Annotated in this window: 3 protein-coding genes; all 3 read right to left on the minus strand. The window is 70.8% G+C overall.

Annotated features, from left to right (window positions below):
* Positions 1–118: 118 nt before the first annotated feature.
* Positions 119–1,684, minus strand: coding sequence for an MFS transporter (locus ETD96_RS41985; protein WP_138642051.1), 1,566 nt, complete (start codon positions 1,682–1,684; stop codon positions 119–121).
* Positions 1,684–2,169, minus strand: a complete 486-nt coding sequence (locus ETD96_RS41990) for a hypothetical protein (protein WP_138642052.1) — start codon at positions 2,167–2,169, stop codon at positions 1,684–1,686. The genes ETD96_RS41985 and ETD96_RS41990 overlap by 1 nt, the downstream gene beginning before the upstream one ends.
* A gap of 698 nt (positions 2,170–2,867) precedes the next feature.
* The gene (locus tag ETD96_RS41995) at positions 2,868–4,073 is read right to left on the minus strand and encodes a cytochrome P450 family protein (RefSeq protein WP_138642053.1); all 1,206 of its coding nucleotides are present in this window, start codon (positions 4,071–4,073) and stop codon (positions 2,868–2,870) included.
* Positions 4,074–4,104: the final 31 nt, after the last annotated feature.

Below are 4,104 nucleotides of genomic sequence, written 5' to 3' on the forward strand. Positions count from 1 at the left end.
GCGTCTGCTGCTGTCGTGCGGTCCGCGCACCCGCCGCGACGCCTTCGCCGAGGAGCTGTCTCAGATGCAACGGCTGCTCGGCAACGCCGGCGCGTGACCCCGTGGCCGACCAGTCTGCCTAACCCGGGTCCTCGGAGACGCCCGAGCGAGCGGTCTGGTCGTCCGCGGGTGGTGAAGGCTTGCGAGTGCAGGGGTGCTGACAGGCCTGGTTGATACCCGGCAGCGGATGCGGGTCCACGGTGGCGGCGGTGCGCACGGTCGCCAGTGCGATGAGCCCTCCCGCGCCGCACACTGCGGCGGCGATGAGCATGGCGCGGGAGAAACCCGGGCCGAGGGCCTCTCCGGGGCCGGCGCTGATCCCGGCCGCGGACGGCAGCACCGCGACGGCGAGCAGCCCGGCCATCCGGGAGATCGCGTTGTTGGCCCCGGAGGCGACTCCGACGTGCCGTTCGGTCACCGAGGCCAGCACCGTGGTCGTCAGCGGCGCGACCGTCAGCGACAGCCCGATCCCGAAGATCACCACCGCTGGGAGCACCGTTCCGGCATAGCCCGCGCCCGGCACGATGCGGGCCATCAACGCCAGCCCGGCAGCGGCCACCAGCGGGCCGGCGGTCATCGGCAGCCGGGGCCCGGTACGCTGCGCCACCGCGCCCATCCGCGGGGAGGCGAGCAGCATGATGACGGTGGTGGGCAGCGTGGCCAGCCCGGCCGCCAGAGCCGAATACCCCAGGCTCTGCTGCAGTTGCAGCGTGAGCAGGAACAGCGCTCCGCCGAGCGCGGCGTACACCGCCAGGGTGGTGAGGTTGGCGCCGGTGAACTGCCGGGAGCGGAACAGGACGGGTGGCAGCAGCGGCGCCGCCACCCGCGCCTCGACCAGCGGGAACACGACGATCGCGGCGGCACCCGCGGCGGCGGCGACGATGGTCGCCGGCCGCCAGCCGCGGCTCGGCCCCTCGATGAGCGCGTAGATCACTCCGGCCAGACCGAGCGTCACCAGGGCCGCGCCGGCGACGTCGAACCGGCCGCGGCTCCGGCTGGTGGGGTCGCGGCTCTCGGGCAGGTGCCGCAGTGCCATGACCAGTGCCGCTCCCGCCAGCGGCACGTTGATCCAGAACACCCACCGCCAGGAGACCGCGTCGACGAGCCAGCCCCCCACGAACGGGCCCAGCGCCGAGGTGACCCCCGACATCCCGGCCCACAGCCCCACGGCGCGGCCCCGGTCCTGCTCGCGGATGCCCGCATCGATCAACGCCAGACTGCCGGGCACCAGTGCCGCCGCCCCCACGCCCTGAACCAGCCGGGCGATGATCAACGTGCCGCCGGTGGGCGCCAGCCCGCAGGCGAGCGAGGCCAGGGTGAAGAGCACCAGACCGCCGATGAACACCCGCCGGCGGCCGTAGCGGTCTCCGGCCGCGCCGCCGGCCAAGAGCAACGCGCTCAACGTCAGCAGGTACCCGTCCAGTACCCACTGCTGCTCGGCGAGACCGCCGCCCAGGTCCCGGCCGATCGCGGGCAACGCCACGTTGACCACCGTGCCGTCCAGGAACGCGATGCCCGACCCCAGCACCGTCACCGCCAGCAGCCACCGCGCTTGCGGCGAGCCCAAGGGGACCGGGTCGGCCACGCGACCGGACGCCGCACCGGGGCGTTTCCTGTCGTGCAGCGCGCGACGAGCCCTGCCCATCAAGGCTCCAGCAGCCGAAACGCAAGGTGAGTGGTGCCGACGAGGACCCCCTTGTGCAGCAATTCAAAGATCAGTTCCTGACGCGTCCAGCGCCACGGCGGCGGCGCCAAGCCCCTGGACGCCAGCAGCCAGCAGTCGGTGCCCACCACCATCGTGAAGTGCGCGACGACGACGGGAACTCCGCGCAGACCGAACGAACGCAGCAGCCCGCGCGGCACACCCCATCCCGTGCCCCATGTCCAGTGGACCAGGTCAGAGAACCGCCGTCTCTGTGCCTCGTCGATCGCCTCGACACCCAGCAGACCCGCGACGAGATCGCCGGGGCTTGTGCTGCCCTGACGACCGCGCAACCTCATCTCCACACGCTGCCCTGCGGTCATCACCGCCGTTCCTGCCAGCCCCGCGAAGATTCCCCGTCCGATGGCCGCGAAGACGTCATTCGGGCCGGGGAAGAGTGGAACAGGCTTGGACTCGACCCGCCGCATTTTTGTGCTCCCAGAGCCTAAATACTAAGCGAATGTAAGATCCAGCATTCGTTTGACCTGCCCGCGCTCGCAAGTCGTAAACGGGGAGTGAGTGACTTTGATCTCAAAGGACGTGTCCATCTGATTCCACTGGCGGAAAGACTGTCTCCAATGGCCGCCAAGACCGCGTCAAAGGCGGGGATGCAGCCTGCGGAGGCGACCGCGCGGGCCCAGTTCCTGCGGGGAACTCGCAGGTGGCGGCAGGCCCGGTCAGACGACCCCGATATGTATGGGGCGCCTGGTCAGGGGCGCGGAGCACACCGTGGAGCCTGCTCGTGTTGTGGGAGTTGGCGGGTCGATGCGCCCCTGCTCGGCGAGCGCGTCCGCGCTCAGCGTCGCGTTTCAGAGCGCAGAGCAGGTCGGTGCCGATGTCGAGGAATTCACCGTCCGGGACCCGGCCCTGCCTCTGTAGCAGCCCGCCGCCTTGCCGCCACGTGCCGCTGAACATTTTTCCGGCACCGTCGCCGACGTGGACGGAATGGTTTGGAGCAGCCCTTTAAATCGCGGATCGGTTCAGGCGGTCAAAACAATGGAGTTCAACGTGCGTGCGTCGCCCACCCATCACGTTGTTCACCGACAGGACACGATCCAACATCCGCCGGCTGCCAGGGCGCGGGTCGGCCCGGCGGCTGGGCGCCGCCGGGCCGGGCGTGCGGGAGTCAGAGGCCGAGGGTGACGGGGATGGAGAGCGGGCCGATGGTGAAGAAGGACGGGGAGTAGGGGACGTCGTCCGGGTCGATGGCGAGCGCGAGGTCGGGCAGCCGCCGGTACAGCGTGGCGAGCGCCAGCCGTCCCTCCAGGCGGGCCAGCGACGCGCCGATGCAGTAGCGGGGGCCGTGGCCGAAGCTGAGGCGCGTGTTCTGCTCACGGGTGATGTCGAACTGGTCCGCGGTCTCGCCGTGCTCGGCCGGGTCGATGCCGGTCACCTGGTAGACGACGCCGACCGCCTGGCCCTTGGGGATGTCCACCCCGGCGATGGTCACGTCCTGCGCGGTGAAGCGCCAGCTGGTCATCATCACCGAGTGGCGGTAGCGCAGGGTCTCCTCGACGACGTCGTCCCACCGGTCCTCGGCCTTGGCCAGTGCCAGCTGGTCGGGGTGCTGGGCCAGCGCCAGGATGGCGTGGCCGAGCATGTGGACGGTCGTCTCGTGGCCGGCGACGAGCATCAGCCACAGCACGCCGACCAGTTCTTCGGTGGTGAGCCTGTCCCCTTCGTCCTGCGCCTGCACCAGGCCGGACGTGAGGTCGTCGCCGGGGTTCTCCCGCTTGCGGTCCACCAGGTTGTGCAGGTACGCCTGAAGGGCCTTCTGCGTCGCGAAAGCCTCCTCCGGCGGTGTCGTGTGCGCCAGCAGCGCGGCGGTCCAGTTGCGCATCCGGGTCCGGTCCGCGGCGGGCACGCCGAACAGTTCGCAGATCACCCACATCGGCAGCGCCTCGGTGAAGGCGGGGACCAGGTCCACGCCGTCGCCGGCGGCGATCACGTTGTCGAGGAGTTCGTCCACGATCTGCTGGACGCGCGGCTCCATCGCCTTGATCCGCGCGGGGGTGAAGGCCTTCCCGACCAGGCCGCGCAGCCGCCGGTGGTCGTCGCCGTCCTTGGTGGACAGGTGGCCTCCCTGGACGACGGCGCGCAGCGGCCAGTCCTCGGGGATCGTCCCGTCGTACAGGGCGGGCCAGTTCTCGGGCTCCCGCAGGAAGGTCCTGTTGTCTCCGGCGAGGATCTCCTTCACGGCGTCGTGGGTCAGCGCCAGGTAGGCGGCGACGCCTCCCGGGAACTCCACTTCGACCACGGGGGCGATCTCACGCAGCCGGACGCAGGTGTCGAGCGGCTTCTCGTCCGCGGCGGGGAAGGAGGGCAGGGGCATTGGCATGTGATCCCTAGGTTGGGTGCGGGGG

This window comes from Actinomadura geliboluensis, from assembly GCF_005889745.1.
Taxonomy (GTDB): Bacteria; Actinomycetota; Actinomycetes; order Streptosporangiales; family Streptosporangiaceae; genus Spirillospora; species Spirillospora geliboluensis.

Bases quoted from the DNA above. Each gene is read 5' to 3' on its own strand.
- ETD96_RS41985 (WP_138642051.1), bottom strand. From the start codon at position 1,684: ATGGGCAGGGCTCGTCGCGCGCTGCACGACAGGAAACGCCCCGGTGCG.
- ETD96_RS41990 (WP_138642052.1), bottom strand. From the start codon at position 2,169: ATGCGGCGGGTCGAGTCCAAGCCTGTTCCACTCTTCCCCGGCCCGAAT.
- ETD96_RS41995 (WP_138642053.1), bottom strand. From the start codon at position 4,073: ATGCCCCTGCCCTCCTTCCCCGCCGCGGACGAGAAGCCGCTCGACACC.